This is a genomic window from Vibrio sp. B1FLJ16, assembly GCF_905175385.1.
In the GTDB taxonomy this organism is placed as follows: Bacteria; Pseudomonadota; Gammaproteobacteria; order Enterobacterales; family Vibrionaceae; genus Vibrio.
In genome coordinates, this window is the sequence record NZ_HG992750.1 from 994,494 (window position 1) to 1,010,239 (window position 15,746).

At 43.5% G+C, this 15,746-nt stretch carries 13 protein-coding genes and 1 pseudogene; 8 read left to right on the forward strand and 6 right to left on the reverse strand.

The window, feature by feature from the left end; all coding sequences use genetic code 11:
* Positions 1-130 precede the first annotated feature (130 nt).
* On the reverse strand, positions 131-2,455 hold the full coding sequence (locus KHN79_RS18455; protein ID WP_182009235.1) for an FdhF/YdeP family oxidoreductase: 2,325 nt from the start codon (positions 2,453-2,455) through the stop codon (positions 131-133).
* A 639-nt stretch (positions 2,456-3,094) separates the two neighbouring features.
* On the opposite strand from KHN79_RS18455, the gene KHN79_RS18460 reads away from it, so the two are divergent.
* The 4 genes and pseudogenes from KHN79_RS18460 (at position 3,095) to KHN79_RS18475 (ending at position 8,194) form a co-directional block, all read left to right on the forward strand.
* A complete protein-coding gene (locus KHN79_RS18460) occupies positions 3,095-4,000 on the forward strand; it encodes a LysR family transcriptional regulator (protein ID WP_182009234.1) in 906 nt (301 codons plus the stop codon).
* 9 nt (positions 4,001-4,009) lie between these two features.
* Complete coding sequence (gene fdhD / locus KHN79_RS18465; RefSeq protein WP_182009233.1) at positions 4,010-4,840, forward strand: formate dehydrogenase accessory sulfurtransferase FdhD; 831 nt, start codon at positions 4,010-4,012, stop codon at positions 4,838-4,840.
* 377 nt (positions 4,841-5,217) lie between these two features.
* A pseudogene (locus KHN79_RS18470) lies at positions 5,218-6,482 on the forward strand (hydroxymethylglutaryl-CoA reductase).
* Positions 6,483-6,931: 449 nt separating this feature from the next.
* Positions 6,932-8,194, forward strand: coding sequence for a hydroxymethylglutaryl-CoA reductase (locus KHN79_RS18475; protein WP_182009232.1), 1,263 nt, complete (start codon positions 6,932-6,934; stop codon positions 8,192-8,194).
* A 121-nt stretch (positions 8,195-8,315) separates the two neighbouring features.
* Here the strand turns inward: KHN79_RS18475 and KHN79_RS18480 are convergent, their stop codons facing one another.
* Positions 8,316-9,410: a ketoacyl-ACP synthase III gene (locus KHN79_RS18480; RefSeq protein ID WP_182009231.1), complete on the reverse strand. Its 1,095-nt coding sequence runs from the start codon at positions 9,408-9,410 to the stop codon at positions 8,316-8,318.
* 225 nt (positions 9,411-9,635) lie between these two features.
* Here KHN79_RS18480 and trxC point away from each other — a divergent pair, with 225 nt between their 5' ends.
* Both trxC and KHN79_RS18490 read left to right on the forward strand, forming a co-directional pair.
* Positions 9,636-10,070, forward strand: a complete 435-nt coding sequence (trxC, locus tag KHN79_RS18485; protein WP_182009230.1) for a thioredoxin TrxC — start codon at positions 9,636-9,638, stop codon at positions 10,068-10,070.
* Between the two features lie 175 nt (positions 10,071-10,245).
* Complete coding sequence (locus KHN79_RS18490) at positions 10,246-11,406, forward strand: MFS transporter (RefSeq protein ID WP_182009229.1); 1,161 nt, start codon at positions 10,246-10,248, stop codon at positions 11,404-11,406.
* Positions 11,407-11,493: 87 nt separating this feature from the next.
* On the opposite strand, the gene KHN79_RS18495 is transcribed toward KHN79_RS18490, so the two are convergent.
* Together KHN79_RS18495 and KHN79_RS18500 are read right to left on the reverse strand one after the other, a co-directional pair.
* On the reverse strand, positions 11,494-11,877 hold the full coding sequence (locus KHN79_RS18495; protein ID WP_182009228.1) for a nitrous oxide-stimulated promoter family protein: 384 nt from the start codon (positions 11,875-11,877) through the stop codon (positions 11,494-11,496).
* A 13-nt stretch (positions 11,878-11,890) separates the two neighbouring features.
* On the reverse strand, positions 11,891-12,400 hold the full coding sequence (locus KHN79_RS18500; protein ID WP_182009227.1) for a GNAT family N-acetyltransferase: 510 nt from the start codon (positions 12,398-12,400) through the stop codon (positions 11,891-11,893).
* A 72-nt stretch (positions 12,401-12,472) separates the two neighbouring features.
* Between KHN79_RS18500 and KHN79_RS18505 the strand changes: the two genes are divergently transcribed.
* Complete coding sequence (locus tag KHN79_RS18505) at positions 12,473-12,670, forward strand: DUF2986 domain-containing protein (protein WP_182009226.1); 198 nt, start codon at positions 12,473-12,475, stop codon at positions 12,668-12,670.
* Between the two features lie 60 nt (positions 12,671-12,730).
* Here the strand turns inward: KHN79_RS18505 and KHN79_RS18510 are convergent, their stop codons facing one another.
* On the reverse strand, positions 12,731-13,474 hold the full coding sequence (locus KHN79_RS18510; protein WP_182009225.1) for a siderophore ferric iron reductase: 744 nt from the start codon (positions 13,472-13,474) through the stop codon (positions 12,731-12,733).
* 297 nt (positions 13,475-13,771) lie between these two features.
* Here KHN79_RS18510 and KHN79_RS18515 point away from each other — a divergent pair, with 297 nt between their 5' ends.
* Complete coding sequence (locus tag KHN79_RS18515; RefSeq protein WP_182009224.1) at positions 13,772-15,103, forward strand: anaerobic C4-dicarboxylate transporter; 1,332 nt, start codon at positions 13,772-13,774, stop codon at positions 15,101-15,103.
* 79 nt (positions 15,104-15,182) lie between these two features.
* Here the strand turns inward: KHN79_RS18515 and KHN79_RS18520 are convergent, their stop codons facing one another.
* On the reverse strand, positions 15,183-15,647 hold the full coding sequence (locus KHN79_RS18520; RefSeq protein WP_182009408.1) for an NYN domain-containing protein: 465 nt from the start codon (positions 15,645-15,647) through the stop codon (positions 15,183-15,185).
* Positions 15,648-15,746 lie beyond the last annotated feature (99 nt).

Sequence of the window (15,746 nt, forward strand, 5' to 3'; positions counted from 1 at the left end):
ATTATGATCAATAAATCTGTCATCAATAACAAGTTAACTGGTAAGTTAGCTATTAATGTTTAAACAAATAAACGGCTGATAAAAATCAGCCATCTGTGTTTTCCCGAAAGTAAAGTACGATCTCTGTTAGCTATTGCGCCTCAATCAATGCAATCTTATCTGATGTCGATTTTTCCAGCTTAATAGCAATGAACTTTGATGTTGGGGTAAAAGTTCTGTCACCATAGCTATCCAAAGGTACTAGCGGGTTCGTTTCTGGATAGTAAGCAGCCGCCTGACCAGCAGGAACGTCATACGCAACCAAAGTAAAGCCACTCACTCGACGCTCTACACCATCTTCCCACAGCGACACCATGTCTACTTTATCACCCGGTTCAAAACCAAGTTTTCTGATATCCGACTCGTTGATAAACAAGACTTCGCGCATACCAAATACACCTCGGTAGCGATCGTTAAGACCGTACAAAGTCGTATTGTACTGATCGTGAGAACGCATGGTTTGCAAAATAAGATCCGGCTTTTCACCCTTCTCTAACAGCGCCTCACTGATCAGTTGTTTTGGCAGTTCGCTGTTACTAAACTGCGCCTTACCACTTGGTGTGTTCCATTTGCGCTCTGCGGCAGGATTCACTAAGTGGAAACCACCTGGATTTTTCAGCTTCTGATTAAAGTCGGTAAAGCCTGGAATAGTATCGGCGATAAGGTCTCGGATGCGATCGTAATCTTCTATCGCCCAGTTCCAGTCTATCGGATGCTTGCCTAACGTCGCATTTGCAATCCCTGCGATAATCGCAGGCTCAGAGCGTAAATGTTCAGAGCGAGGCTTGAGCTGACCATAAGAGATGTGAACCATGCTGAAGGTGTCTTCCACTGTAACACCTTGTGACCCTGTCACCTGATTATCAATCTCTGTTCGGCCTAAACAAGGCAGAATCAATGCGTCTTTGCCAGTAACCAAATGTGAGCGATTTAGCTTAGTGGAGATGTGTACGGTTAGGTTACAGTTACGCATTGCATTATGAGTACGTTCAGTATCAGGCGTCGCCTGAGCAAAGTTACCACCTAAACCGATAAATACTTTGGATTGGCCTTCTTCCATCGCCTTAATCGCTTGAATCGTGTTGTGACCGACACCACGAGGCACTTCAAAGTTAAAGCGACGCTCAATGCTATCTAGCAACAGGTCTGTTGGCTTTTCATCAATGCCCATCGTACGGTCACCCTGAACATTACTGTGTCCCCTAACCGGTGAAAGCCCCGCTCCCGCCTTACCAACGTTACCTCGTAACATTTGTACGTTAGCCACTTCTTTAATTGTAGGTACTGAGTGGCGATGCTGGGTTAAGCCCATTGCCCAACACATGATGACTCGCTCAGAACGCAAATACATCTTGGCTACTGTTTCAATTTCGCTAAGGTCTAAACCAGATTGCTCTGCAATGTGCTCCCACGATGTGGCATCGAGCTCCGCAAGATAATCATCAAGGCCTGTTGTGTGCTCTTTAATAAACTCACGATCAAATACTGCTTTCCCATCAGTATCTAAGGCTTCACGCTCCCATTGCAGTAAGTACTTTGCAATCCCGCGGAACACAGCCATATCTCCGCCCAACGCAGGACGCAAATATGCCGTATTGGTTGGTTCGGACCCATTACTGAGCATTTCAATAGGTAGTTGCGGATTCTGGAAGCGCTCTAAGCCACGTTCCTTTAAAGGGTTGAAACATATCACTTGTGCACCGCGCTTAACCGCTTCACGCAATGGCTCCAGCATACGCGGATGGTTAGTTCCCGGATTCTGACCTATAACGAAAATGGCGTCAGCTTCTTCGAAATCATCAAAGATGACCGTACCTTTACCTACGCCAATGGTATCTTTCATTCCTAGCGCACTAGCTTCATGACACATATTTGAACAATCAGGGAAGTTATTGGTGCCAAATGCGCGTACAAACAGTTGATACAAAAAAGCGGCTTCATTACTCGCACGGCCCGACGTATAAAACTCGGCCTGGTGTGGAGACTCAAGATTGTTGAGGTGTTTCGATACCAACTGAAATGCATCTTCCCAGGAGATGGCTACATAATGATCCGTTTCGGCATCGTAGCGCATTGGATGAGTAATTCTGCCTTGGTACTCCAACCAATAATCAGTCTGAGTTGTTAAAGAAGAAACGCTGTGTTTCGAAAAGAATTGCGGATCGACTAAACGGTTGGTCGCTTCCCAGTTAACTGCTTTGGCACCGTTTTCACAAAAATTAACTTTGCCGCTATCAGGTGATTCTCCCCACGCGCAACCAGGGCAATCAAAGCCACCATTTTGGTTGGTTTTCAACATAGTGCGGATATTTTTAACTGCGTTCTCACTTCCCCACCAGCTTCTTGTTACTGCTTTTAGGGCTCCCCAACCTCCGGCCGGTCCTTTATATTCTTTTATTTTTTCTTTTTGACTCACGACTTTACTCCTCGCATATATTTCCAAATAACAGCAAACAGATTTGCCCATGAAACAAGCGCGTTATTTATATAATGCGGAAGTAATGAAGCAGTATTTCATTCGTGGTTAGTAAAAACTTAAGCGGTATAAGCTGTTTACCTCGTCTTTAGCTATCCAGATTGAGTTGTATCCAGGTCCCATCTACTGTAATTAGATTTTCAGACACAATCTTTAATGTTGTGTTTTGATCTAAATCAAAGGTTAAGCTGTGAGTTAGTAAGCGTCCAATTGATATCCCTGAACATGTGATAAACAATATCTATCACACCGCTATTAGTAGGATTCAGGTCACATTTTCAATCGATTTTGTTTATCAAAACCCCTCTATATTTGAGAACTAGATTAGATCCATGCTGTTTTAATCAATAATTTCGGACTAAATTGTAATAGAAGATATCTATCACACTATCGATAGTAGTGATTTGACCCTAACCAAATTCAGGAATAACCTTGACCTAGGTCAATTTTGGAGTGTTTTCCTATCAGCTTCGTCGCTATATTGGTCATTTTTTCGAGTTCCAATTTAATTCTTTTAACACGGTAAAAACTCACATAGCTTAAACCCAAGACTCACTATGCAAGGTTTCTTCAACCAATATGGATATAAAACAACTCAAATATTTAATTGCGCTTGAACAAACTAAACATTTTGGTCAGGCCGCCGCATTGTGTCACATAACCCAGCCAACCCTTTCAATGAGAATAAGAAGTTTAGAAGAAGAACTAGACTTAGAATTAATCAAAAGAACTCAGAGATTTGAAGGATTTACAGAAGCTGGTGAGCGAATTCTAGCATGGGCAAAAACAGTATTAGCGGCACACGATGGCTTACAAGCAGAAGCAGCAAACTGCCGTGGACAATTAGTCGGCTCACTAAGGCTGGGAATAGTGCCTTTAGCCAGTCAGAATCCTATGCAACTCCTCAAGCCTCTTGCTCAAGCGTTTCCTGAGTTACGATTTCAGGTACTGTCGATGACGACTGAACAGATCATAGACCAGCTCAATCGTAACCAACTTGATTTAGGTATGTGCTATGTCGATCAAGTGAATACAACCTATTTCGATGTCATTGAGTTGGAGTCGACGAAACTCGGCGTACTGTTTGATGAGCGCCACTTCGATTTTGCAGAGAGCGAAGTGCTGTGGGAGTCCCTAAATAACATTCCCCTAGGTTTGCTCTCCAAAGGTATGCACTACCGTCATTCGATTGACATCAGCTTTATAAGCAAAGGACTAGTTCCGCAAACCGTCATTGAAAGTAACTCTACCTTCCACTTGGTTCAAGCTGTAACAAGCGGGTTGTGTTGCGCCATCATGCCACTCAATTGCGGCCTGGAAGATCTGAACGACACATTAAAAATCATTCCGATAGAAGACGCCGTTGTTAACGCGCCGTTAGGTCTATTAAAACGAAAACAAGAGCCATACTCTGCCCTTACTGATCAGTGCTTTTCCCAAGCTAAGAAGATATTTAACTCGCTCCCGCCCATTCAGGGGTTATGAGGTCTATTGATGAGATGTAACACCCAAGCATATTTCGAACTGTCTGACTTCAACCAGGCTCCACCTCAGCCAAGCGCATTTGGCTATCGTGAAATGTTTGACGGGCGAGCTATTCATCAAGCACCGCTTGCCAGTGAATCTGCACTTGCCATTAGTTACAACGGTATTAGTCAGGCAGTGATGATGGTTACACCGGGCCATTTAGAAGATTTTGTGAAGGGTTTCAGTCTGAGCACGGGCATCATTAGCGATTTTAGAGAGATCAAAGATATTGAAATCGGTGGTGACAACCAATCACACTTCGCAGAAGTTAAAATCAGCAATCGCGCATTTTGGGCATTAAAAACTCAACGAAGAAATCTGGCGGGTACGACCGGTTGCGGTATTTGTGGTGTTGAAGCATTAGAGCAAGCCTTGCCTGATTTGCAACCTCTGCCACCTTCACTCCCTCCTCGTCTGGAAGCCTTTGAAGCGCTAAGAGATAAAGTTGCACGGCATCAAAACGCTGCTCGTGAATCCGGTGCCCTACACGCTGCGCTATTTTCTGATTTGGAAGGAAACATCATCGTGTGCCGTGAAGATATCGGTCGTCACAATGCGTTAGATAAGCTCATTGGCGCAATGGCCAATAATAATATTGAACCCCAAAGTGGTTTTGCGATTGTGACCAGTCGTTGTAGTTTAGAGCTGATTCATAAAGCGGTACGCGCGCGCATTACTACGCTAGTTTGCCTGTCTGCACCAACCGCGCTTACGGTAGAATGGGCACGAAAGAACCACCTCAACCTAATCCACTTACCCAAATCTGAATCCCCTCGACTTTATAGCCCAGCGCCATAAAAGCGACATTGATTCAAAAGCTATGTCAATAATTACAGATTGCTCAGTTGTCGTGTGTATAATAACGCGCCTTAGACTGCAGCGACTTATTATAGCTTTTGCATATCAAGTCACAGTTCAAAGCATTTTTTGCTTTATTTTGCAAAAATATTTCACGTAAATTAGATTTGTGCAGCAAATTTTTTATTAAATATACGGCGAGAATAAAGTTTAGCTAACTTATTGAAAGTAAATTGAAACTTACCCACTTTAATCTATAAACGAGCTGAATACAAACGGAAATTGACATAAAAATAGCAAAACTATCATTAAAATCGAACCAGAAATAACTACACTCTCACGAATCTCAGCTTACTAGATTTTAGAAAGGTACTTGTATGCCAAAGCCTCAAATTATAAATAATACCGTCCAAAAGTCAGTTCTTGCGGATTTAGGTACCAGCGGCAAGATCCTATCTGCTTTGGAACCTAAGTTTCACAAACCAGAAAAACGCCTTTGCTTAAGTCCTGGTTTATCGGACAGACACTTAGCTCGTCGTTGGCAAGTACTGGAACAAAGCACAAACAAAGATCTATTACTTGATTCCTTTACTCAAGATCATTGTGAGTTGTACTCAAATAACATCGAACACTTCATCGGTACCGTAATGTACCTGTTGGCGTTGCTGGCCCTCTCAGGGTAAACGGTATGTATGCTAATGACGATTATTTCGTTCCATTGGCGACAACCGAAGCCGCTCTGGTAGCATCTTACAACCGTGGTGCAAATTTAATTACCGCTGCCGGCGGTGCAAGTTCGTTATTGATTAAAGAAGGTGTAACCCGTACACCTGTCTTTGCTTTTAATAGTCTTGCGGAAGCCGGTCAGTTTGTAAGCTGGATATCAACGCAGTTCGAATCATTCAGCAAGATCGTTGCGATGACGACATCTCACGGCAAGCTTAAAGATATTAATGTAACTATCGAAGCAAACCACGTTTACCTGGTCTTTGAGTATCTGACAGGTGATGCCTCTGGTCAGAACATGGTTACGATATCGACTCACAAAGTGTTCCATCACATTTTGGCAGTAAGTCCAGTCAAGCCAGTAGAAGCTTTCCTTGATGGAAACTTGTCAGGTGATAAAAAACCAAACGCACATACTATGCGCTCAGTACGTGGTAAAAAAGCGTCCGCAGAAGTCACTATTTCCGCTGAATTGGTACAGAAATACCTACATACAACGCCAGAGACTATGGTTCAGTTTGGTAAAATGACGACTGTCGGAGGCTTGTTAAGTGGATCGATCGGCGTTAATGCACACTATGCTAATGCGCTAGCTGCTCTATATATCGCCTGTGGTCAGGATGCTGCATGTGTTGCAGAATCAGCGATTGGTATTACTCGAATGGATGTTGATGCTGACGGCAACCTTTACGCATGTGTCACCCTACCAAACATCATGGTTGGTACCGTTGGTGGCGGAACCGGGTTGCCTACACAAAAAGCGTGTCTGGATATTCTGGGATTGCATGGAAATGGTAAAGCTAGAGCGCTTGCTGAAGTTGCAGCCGCACTATGTCTTGCCGGTGAGCTATCTATAGTTGGTGCTTTTTGTGCAGACCATTTCTCTCGCGCGCACCATAAGCTGGCTCGAAAGTAAAACTGTCAACTGTTTCTCTAGCAAATATGTCGTCTGTCGAATAGAGTTTGTTCATTAAAGCTTAAACGATAGAAATGTTGGCTAACCAAGTTACAGCGTAAATGTGAGTCTACTCCTATTAGTCGCGAGCTAAGTTCACTTTTAATTAAGAGCCTCATATCGAGGCTCTTATTTATTTTTCTCACAAATAAGACGAAATTTTAAGTTCCTGCCCATTTGTTTTATTTAATTATCTGAATAGTTATACATTTTTCTCTAATAGTATTAGAAATAATCAACGGCTACTACGCAACGATAAAAAAACTAACTTGTTGAAAGAACGGCATACTCTATAAATGCTATTCTACAAGCTTCGCTCGACCGCACCTTCCGACATAGAAATAACAAATCGACACTAAAATCGGACATACAATTACTGGTACCTAGTACGAATTTTCTGGAGTACTCGTATGCCGAAGTTAAACTTTGTTAGTACTATTCAAAACTCAACTTTTTCAGGTACAGAGCTCAGTCGAAAGCTCGAATCTTCTTTAGCACCAAAGTTTCATACACCAACCAAGCGCCTCGTCCTGAGTCCACGTTTGTCGGATAAACATTTAGAACGTCGTTGGCAGGTGTTAGAAGAAATCACAAACAGAGATCTCCTGCTTGATACGTTTACTCAGGAGCACTGTGAGTCGTACTCAAACAACATAGAGCACTTCATTGGTACCGTAAATGTACCAGTTGGTGTTGCTGGCCCACTCAGGGTAAACGGCATGTACGCTAATGACGACTATTTAGTGCCATTGGCAACCACCGAAGCGGCTTTGATTGCTTCATATAATCGAGGGGCTAACCTTATCACCGCTGCCGGCGGCGCAAGTGCACTAATGATAAATGAAGGCGTCACACGAACGCCCGTTTTCGCCTTTAAGGACTTAATCGAGTCCGGAAAGTTCGTAAATTGGCTAGAGACACAGTTTGATGTGTTTGGTGAAATTGTCGAGTTGACAACATCTCACGGCAAACTTAAAGACATTAATGTGACTATTGAAGGTAATCACGTCTATTTACTTTTTGAGTATGCAACGGGCGATGCCTCCGGCCAGAACATGGTGACGATTTCAACAAACAAAGTATTTCATCACATCATGGCTAGAAGCCCGGTTAAGCCCGTCGAAGCGCTCCTTGACGGTAACTTATCCGGCGATAAAAAACCGAACGCTCATACCATGCGTTCTGTACGCGGTAAAAAAGTATCTGCAGAAGTAACGATTTCTACCGAATTAGTACAAAAATATCTCCATACTACGCCGGAAGCGATGGTGGAATTTGGCAAAATGACGACTATCGGCAGCTTGTTGAGTGGCTCGATTGGTGTTAATGCCCATTTTGCTAATGGCTTAGCCGCACTATATATTGCCTGTGGTCAGGATGCCGCATGTGTTGCTGAATCGGCGATAGGTATCACTCGAATGGATGTTGATGCTGACGGCAAACTTTACGCATGTGTCACCCTACCAAACATCATGGTTGGTACCGTTGGTGGCGGAACCGGGTTACCTACACAAAAAGCGTGTCTGGATATTCTGGGATTGCATGGAAATGGTAAAGCTAGAGCGCTTGCTGAAGTTGCAGCCGCACTATGTCTTGCCGGTGAGCTATCTATAGTTGGTGCTTTTTGTGCAGACCATTTCTCTCGCGCGCACCATAAGCTGGCTCGAAAGTAATAAGGTAAGTCGCTTTCAGAAGCAATGGATTAGAGCCTTTTCTGATGTCAACCTACCCAGATACGAAACGTAAAAAAGGGAGCTGACAGCTCCCTTTTTAATATAATTCAACTCTGCTCTGTTACTCTTCGATACGACGACGTTCATTACAAAGTTTGATAGCACGCTCCAACAACTCCAGCGCAGATTTATCACATTCAGGCAGTGCAGCATCACTCTCAGCAATAGGCGTTACGCGGTCACCCCACTTAACTACCGCAGCGCCCCATGTCAGGCCGGCACCAAACGCAGCTAACAGCATGTTGTCGCCTGGATTAACCCGACCTTGCTCTACCGCTTCACATAGAGCGATTGGCACTGTTGCTGCCGACGTGTTGCCATATTTCTGGATATTTACAAAAGCTTTCTCTTGAGGAATACCCGAAAGGTCACACAAAGTTTGGATAATACGGATATTTGCCTGGTGCGGAATAACCACATCAATTTCTTCCGTCGTCAGCTGAGACATTTTAAGGACGTTTTTAGTCGCAAGCCCCATACCTTTCACCGCACGTCTGAAGATCTCTTGTCCAACAAAATTGAAATCCCAGAAACCGTTATCTTCCGCAAAACGATCCATACATGTACCAAATTCAGGAACAGAAAGAATGTCTCGACCCTTTGCATCACAACCGATTTGAGATTGTAACAGGCCAGTCTCTTTCTCAGTACGCGACAAAACAACAGCGCCTGCACCATCGCCAAACAACACAGCGGTATCACGCATTGCCCAGTCAATGAAGAATGACAGTCTTTCAGCACCAATGATAATGGCGTTACAGTAGTTACCTGATTGAATTAAACGCGTGCCTGTTTCAAGGCCATAGACAAAACCAGTACACGCGGCGTTTAAATCGAACGCAGCAGCAGAACGGATTTCAAGGTTTTGCTGAACTTTGGACGCAATATTTGGAATCAGGGAATCTGGAGAACATGTCGCTACAATGATCAGGTCGACCTCACTCGCTTCGATACCTGCACGTGCTAAAGCATGTCTAGCAGCGACTGTAGCCATGTCAGAAGTATTCACATGACTGATGCGGCGATTTTCGATACCGGTTCGAGTACGAATCCACTCATCTGAAGTTTCAAGAAAAGTGCTAAGATCATCATTAGAAAGTACGCTTGGTGGCAGACATTTACCCCAACCTGTAATTTCAGCGTAGTAATTAGACATCACAGACCTATTTATTGTTGTAATTTAAGAAATATCTTAGAATCTATTTATATCCAAATAGCTCAAGGACGCAGATAAAGTCTGTCACCCCAAGATTATTTTGGAATAGATTCAAACCTCAGCTTGCCATCGAATGGCACGCCGAAAAATAAAAAAGCGATTATACGCCTTATGAAGCTGACTGGTAAGTCAAGTTTTCATAAAGTTGTCATAAAGGAAGAAGTCATGTCATCGTTTAAAACCCGCTGTCCGTCTTGTGGCGGTTTAAATCGTGTCCCAAACGAACGTGTTGCTGAAACGGCAACTTGCGGTAAGTGCAAAAGTCCATTGCTGGACGGTTCTCCTATTGAGGGCACACTGGATAACTTTTCCGCTCTATTACAGAGCCCTACTCCCGTTGTTGTCGATTTCTGGGCTCCTTGGTGTAACCCATGTGTTGGGTTTGCTCCTGTTTTCTCGGATGTAGCGGAAGAACAATTAGGAAAGGCTCGTTTTGTAAAAATTGACACAGAAGCGCAGCAACAGTTAGCGGCTCAATTTGGCATTCGCAGCATTCCCACTATCATGGTTTTCAAAAATGGTCAGCGTGTCGATATGATCAACGGTGCTCTGCCTAAATCTCAGTTTGAACAATGGTTAAATCAAGCTGTTAATAAGTAATCTATCAAGCCAGCATCTTCTTTTGCTGGCTATTTTTTTCTCCTATCTTCCAAAACATCTCAATAAATAAAATTTATCGATACGACTCAAATTTATCATTTTACTTGACTGCTGATTAGCACCATATTCGCGCCCGATAACTACCCGAAAAACTTCAACTAATAGGCGCAAAGCAGTGGAAAACACAGCCTTCACTTCAACATCACCACGAGTCACCGTTCCTGTCATCGCATTATCTTTATATGCAGTGGCGTCTGGCTACTTAATGAGCTTAATCCCTCTTATGCTTGGTGAATACAACATTTCATCTGACTACGCAAGTTGGTTAGCAAGTGTGTTTTATGTTGGCTTATTAATTGGTGCAATGTTCTTCGAACGTGTTGTGCGCACTTTCGGGCATCGAAAAGCATATATTGCTTGTTTAGTGGCATTCTCATTCACAATCCTTGCCCTGCCAGTCTTTGCAAATGGCTTAATATGGCTAGTCGCTCGTTTTATCGCTGGTATCACTGTTGCTGGTATATTTGTGATCGTAGAGTCTTGGCTTATGTCTGGAGATGTGTCCTCTCGTGCAAAACGACTGAGCTTATACATGCTCTCTTTATATGGCGGTTCTGCGTTAGGCCAGTTTGGCATTGGAATCCTCGGCGTAAGCGGCGGTGTTCCTTTCGTCGCAATCACTACGTTGATCTTAATGGCAGTATTGGTTCTGATGTTTATTGATTGTGAGCAGCCTAACAGCCATGAATCTACAGCTTTGTCATTCAAGCAGATCATGAAGTTAAACCATGCAGCGATCATTGGTTGTATAGTTTCCGGATTAACATTAGGCGCTATTTACGGCTTGATGCCGCTAGAGTTAGTTAAACGCGAAATCAGCCACCAAGAGGTAGGCACATTAATGGCGCTGGTCATTCTTGGTGGTATGGCAGTTCAACCGTTAGTGACGATATTAAATAAGTTCATGAGCCGTACTGTACTGATGGCATTTTTCTGCCTGTTAGGTATGTTTTCTATTGGCTTGACGTTTATTTCATCGTCAACGGTTGTTCTGGCTGCATCTTTGTTCTTGGTCGGAGCTGCAACATTCGCTTTATACCCTATTGCAATTAACCTTGGCTGTGATGGTCTGGATGAGCGTTTTATTGTTTCAGCCACTCAAGTCATGCTTTTCAGCTATAGCATTGGGTCGGTGGCTGGTCCGGTCGTAGCTGACCGATTCATGGTGCAGCAACACGGCTTACTGGGTTACTTATTTGCCGCTCTTGTTGCCACATGTATTTACATGCTCATAGCCGCAACCAAAACCAAACAGGAAATGGCAACGGGCCTGTAAGGCATGTTTGCCGCACGCGTATAAAAAACGAGAGCAGAACGCTCTCGTTTTTTATTGTGAGTATCAATAACAACTATATACCAATAACTAAAAGGCTTGATTCTTGCGTCGCTTGTAGCGATTTGAAGCATTGGCCGCTGGCTTGACTGGTACTTCTCGCGTCTCATGGATTAAATGACGAACTGCCAATATCGGATGCTTAAGTAGCATTCTTGGACCGGAATAGCGCATCACTAATCGCATTTGTTCTTTTGGTGCAGGTTTGTAGCAGTGGATCGGGCATTTGTTGCAGGTTGGCTTATCTTCACCGTATGGACAGCGGTCAAGCCTCACCTCTGCATAGTTCAGCAGTTCGCAACACTCCGCACATAGCTCGCCAGTAGTGCCATGATGATCTTTACAATAGACCTCAACCATTGCTTTCACGGTTTTAAGTTCTATGGCGAGTTTGCCAAGTAAAATGCCGCTCATTGTTCACCCTTTGTTACAGCACTACAGAGTAGAGTTCTAAAGTTCGACCATTATCGTAAGTCTGCTCTACACGTTCAAATTCAAAACCCAGTTTTTTTAGCAAATTTATGCTTCGATTGTTGTCATTGCTGGATATGGCGAACAAGTTATCTATTTTCATATCAACACGAGCAAACTCCACTACAGCTCTCGCTGCTTCCAAAGCGTATCCCTTACCATAAGCACCCGGCAAATACCCATAGCCAATATCAAACTCAGTCAGTGTATCGCGTTTCACCAACCCACAAATCCCAATCGGCCTTTGGTCTTGTTTCGTTTCAACCACCAGCAAGCTCACACCTTTTAACTCTTGCATACGCAGCATGTTGTCTTGGATGTAACGTTTTGCTTCTTCTTGAGTACGAATTTGCTTGTCTCCTACAAAACGATAAAAATCGGGATGGTTGTAGAGTTCTAATATAAATAACGCATCATCTACACTAACCAGACGTAGCGTTAGTCGCTCCGTGTTTAACGTTTTCATAAGGACTCCATTAAGGTTGTAACTTGGCGGAAAAATCACTATCCTGCCCCGCTAAATTAAAGGACCAGCACCATGAACCGCAAGAAAAAAATCAATCAAATCTTAAAGGCAAAGCAGAAGAAGCAAAACGCTAAGCTGCATAAGAGTAATAAGCCACGCTACATCTCAAAAGCCGAGCGTGCAAAGATGGAAGCGGAAGAGCAAGAGCAAGGCCAGTCACCTGAACTGACTGAACAAACGCCTAAAGCCGAAGTTACACGCGAAGATTAAAGAAGATCAAAAAAGCCGCTATGCGGCTTTATATCCATTTATTGAGTTAACAAGCGATTATCACTTTCTGATATCACGCATCTTGGCTATTATTTGCCGATTTTTCGCCAGCTTAGGGCAGTCATCGCAAAACTTTCTTCCGTCACATTTATGAACCTGACAGCAACTCTTCCTCACCAGCTGAATCGGCTGCGTAGTGGAGAGAGCGTACAGTGAGTTCGCATTATTTACGTCTAAGTCCAGCGCTTGCAGCCACAATACGGCATGCTCTTTTATTGTCGAGTTTGAAAGTTGTGGTGAACATTGCTGTAACTTCAATAAGCAAGATAATATTCCATCAGACATTAATTGATGAGTAAACCCAGGACGAATACGTATCCACTCACTCATCTGACTTTGGTAAAAGTTAAATAGCGTTCGAATTTGCTGTCCTGCCACTTCAATCAGCGCTCTCTGCTCACCTCGAGTGACCGAATCATCATTAAATCGATAACCTGTTACAAAACAAGGTTGAACATGTTGAGCCATTCCCGAGATATCAGGTAGCGACTGGAAACGATAAATAGACAGAATGGCAATATAAACTGGTTGCCAACATAACAAATCCCACGTTCTCGTTAGCCAGTATGCATTACCCGCTTCCGGATACTCCTCGGATAACTGTATGAACAGAGCCCGTATGATTGGATTTATGTCATTGTCTACATGAATAGTGTCTCGACCTATTTCCCCAAATTCTCCACTTAGATAAGGTGTAATGTCGTTCGAAGCATTAAAGAGTTGAGAAAAGAAGTGATCAGACATAAGTGAGACGTTTTATTGTATATTTTCGACCCTCTTTATACACAAACACAAACACAAACACCAATGCAAACCATTCTCTTTTGCGTTTAGTGGTTTATTTTGTATTCCATATCAAACAAACTACACAATCAAAACAGGTTAATAAACTTCGATTAACAGTTGGGCTCTGTATCGTGAGTTACTGCTAAGTATTAGACATTTCAGTTTCAGAACTAATGTAATGTGAACAACATAGGGTATTTTTTCAGAAAATACAGAAACAATGTAAGCAACTGTTTCGAATAAGGAAATCTGCTTATGTTATATCTAGAGTTTCTGTTTTTGCTCGTTATGCTTTATATCGGTTCTCGATATGGAGGCATAGGCCTTGGTGTCGTTTCTGGTATCGGTCTGGTGATAGAAGTTTTCATCTTTAAGATGCCGCCGACCTCCCCACCCGTTACGGTCATGTTAATCATACTGGCTGTTGTTACCTGTGCTTCAATTCTGGAAGCGGCTGGCGGTTTGAAATACATGCTGCAAGTCGCCGAGCGCATTCTGCGTAAAAATCCCAAACGAGTGACCTTAATAGCCCCTTTCGTTACTTATTCTATGACTTTCTTACTCGGTACCGGACACGCTGTTTATTCAATCATGCCTATCATTGGAGATGTGGCGTTAAAAAATGGTATTCGTCCTGAGCGCCCGATGGCGGCCGCCTCTGTTGCATCACAAATCGCAATAACGGCCTCACCAATCTCAGCAGCTGTCGTCTACTACCTGGCACAGTTGTCTGACATCCAACACGAGATCACATTACTTTCAATTCTGCTTGTTACCGTGCCTGCAACGCTGTTCGGTACGCTGCTGATGTCTCTCTACAGCTTAAAACGAGGTAAAGAGCTAGAAGACGATGAAGATTATCAAGAACGCTTAAAAGATCCGGTATGGCGCGAAAAGATCTTGAATACGACAGCCACATCACTGGATGAAGTGTTACCTAGCAGCGCTCGAAATTCTGTACTTATGTTCATTTCCGCGATTTTGGTGATTGTCGTCATCGCAATGTGGCCGGAAGTCAGAACCATAGCAGAGGGTTCAAAACCAATCAGTATGGCTGTTGTTATTCAAATGATGATGCTCTGCTTCGGCGGTATCATTCTTCTCGCGACGAAAACTGACCCGCGTAAAGTGCCAGACGGCGTTGTTTTTAAATCTGGTATGGTTGCGGCTATTGCAATTTTTGGTATTGCCTGGATGTCAGACACGTACTTCCAATACGCAATGCCGCAGTTCAAGTCGGGTATCGTTGAAATGGTAACGAACTACCCATGGACATTTGCACTCGCTCTATTCATCGTCTCTGTTGTAGTAAACTCTCAGGCAGCAACTGCGCGAATGATGTTACCTGTCGGCTTGGGCCTAGGTTTAGAACCAGCGTTGCTTATAGGCTTAATGCCAGCGGTATACGGCTACTTCTTTATCCCGAACTACCCTTCAGATATTGCTACTGTTAACTTTGATACATCAGGTACTACTAAGATTGGTAAGTGGTACTTTAACCACTCCTTTATGGCGGTTGGCCTAATTGGCGTTATCGGTGCGTGCTGCTTAGGATACCTTTTAGGACAGATGATCATTCCATCATAACGTTCAAATCTTAAAATGGAGGCAAGCCCCGTTCCCAAACGGCGACTCGCCTCTTTCATTCATGCAAAACTAATAACGGTTAAAGTAAAAAATGATCATCAATGGCGACAAACGTGTCCGCGCAATCTATTAAAGTCTGGGAAGTAAGCTTAGGTACGCCGTAAACGGTGACTTTCTTATTAAAACGTTGCTGAATTCGTTCCACCAACACACTGAAATCGCCATCACCAGAGACCAGTACTACTTCATCGACGTCAGGCGCAGCCTCAATAGCATCGAGCGTAATACCTACGTCCCAGTCACCTTTTGCACTACCATCACGTCTTTGAATATAGGGCTTTAACATCACTTCAAAGCCAACGCCTCGTAGGATGTGATGAAACTGGCGCTGTTTAGGGTCACTACTCGCAATCGCATAAGCCCTAGCACTGACAACCTCTTTCCCTTGCGTGGCCACGTACCAGAACTGGTTATAATCAAAGTTACTACGATACACCTCACGACAGGTGTAATACACATTCTGTACATCAACCAGAATCGCGATTTTTGCTTAGTTTCCGAAGTCATCTATTTCTACACATTATTGATTTGTTGCCTACCCTAAGCCAGATTGCTGAAAAGCACAATGAGACATTTCCACTAA

Excerpts from the sequence above, each read along its gene's own strand:
- KHN79_RS18460 (WP_182009234.1), top strand. The coding sequence starts at position 3,095 with ATGGATATAAAACAACTCAAATATTTAATTGCGCTTGAACAAACTAAA.
- fdhD (WP_182009233.1), top strand. The coding sequence starts at position 4,010 with ATGAGATGTAACACCCAAGCATATTTCGAACTGTCTGACTTCAACCAG.
- KHN79_RS18475 (WP_182009232.1), top strand. The coding sequence starts at position 6,932 with ATGCCGAAGTTAAACTTTGTTAGTACTATTCAAAACTCAACTTTTTCA.
- KHN79_RS18480 (WP_182009231.1), bottom strand. The coding sequence starts at position 9,410 with ATGTCTAATTACTACGCTGAAATTACAGGTTGGGGTAAATGTCTGCCA.
- trxC (WP_182009230.1), top strand. The coding sequence starts at position 9,636 with ATGTCATCGTTTAAAACCCGCTGTCCGTCTTGTGGCGGTTTAAATCGT.
- KHN79_RS18495 (WP_182009228.1), bottom strand. The coding sequence starts at position 11,877 with ATGAGCGGCATTTTACTTGGCAAACTCGCCATAGAACTTAAAACCGTG.
- KHN79_RS18500 (WP_182009227.1), bottom strand. The coding sequence starts at position 12,400 with ATGAAAACGTTAAACACGGAGCGACTAACGCTACGTCTGGTTAGTGTA.
- KHN79_RS18505 (WP_182009226.1), top strand. The coding sequence starts at position 12,473 with ATGAACCGCAAGAAAAAAATCAATCAAATCTTAAAGGCAAAGCAGAAG.
- KHN79_RS18510 (WP_182009225.1), bottom strand. The coding sequence starts at position 13,474 with ATGTCTGATCACTTCTTTTCTCAACTCTTTAATGCTTCGAACGACATT.
- KHN79_RS18515 (WP_182009224.1), top strand. The coding sequence starts at position 13,772 with ATGTTATATCTAGAGTTTCTGTTTTTGCTCGTTATGCTTTATATCGGT.